Below are 660 nucleotides of genomic sequence, written 5' to 3'. Positions count from 1 at the left end.
CTTTTTTGTTCTCATAGCAAGAGGTTACCATAACTAAATTTATTGGAGTGTTTTTTAATAGAGGTTGATGGCGAATATTCCCTTTCCTTTATAATCAGTATTTAACTCTCTTTTAGGCTTTTATTTAAATTAATTCTCAATTCGCGATTCGCGACTTGAGAATTAATTTGTATCTTTGTAGCTCAAAAACAAAAAAGGCATGAAGAAACACAGCGGAATGCGACCACATGATATTGTGGTGTTACTGAAAATTGCAGCTAAAAAAGATTTGCCTTGGATGATGAAAGACTTATCCATTGAGTTGGGTATCAGCGCAAGTGAAATCAGTGAAAGCCTCAATCGTTCAGCCATTGCAGGGTTAATTACACAGGACAAAAAACGGTTGATGCTGTTGACAATACTTGATTTTTTGGAGCATGGTTTACGTTATGTCTATCCACAAAAACCGGGGGCGAAAGTAAGAGGGATAGTTACAGCACACTCAGCGGCACCGCTTAGTCAAGAAATTGACAGTAATGAGTTGTATGTGTGGCCTTATACAGAAGGCGATGTTCGTGGAGAATCGATTGAGCCATTGCACCCCAAAGTGCCCGAAGCTTGTTTGAAAGATCCTATATTTTACGAATATATGGCACTTTGTGATGCATTAAGAGTAGGTAG

Annotated in this window: 1 protein-coding gene; it reads left to right on the top strand. The window is 38.3% G+C overall.

The window, feature by feature from the left end; genetic code table 11:
* Positions 1-199: 199 nt before the first annotated feature.
* Positions 200-660: hypothetical protein (locus IU405_RS00490; RefSeq protein ID WP_197436698.1), on the top strand; the 461-nt coding region annotated here is incomplete at its 3' end.

Source organism: Polaribacter sp. BAL334 (genome assembly GCF_015767435.1).
Taxonomy (GTDB): domain Bacteria; phylum Bacteroidota; class Bacteroidia; order Flavobacteriales; family Flavobacteriaceae; genus Polaribacter.
This window is presented reverse-complemented; position numbering and strand designations above follow the sequence as displayed.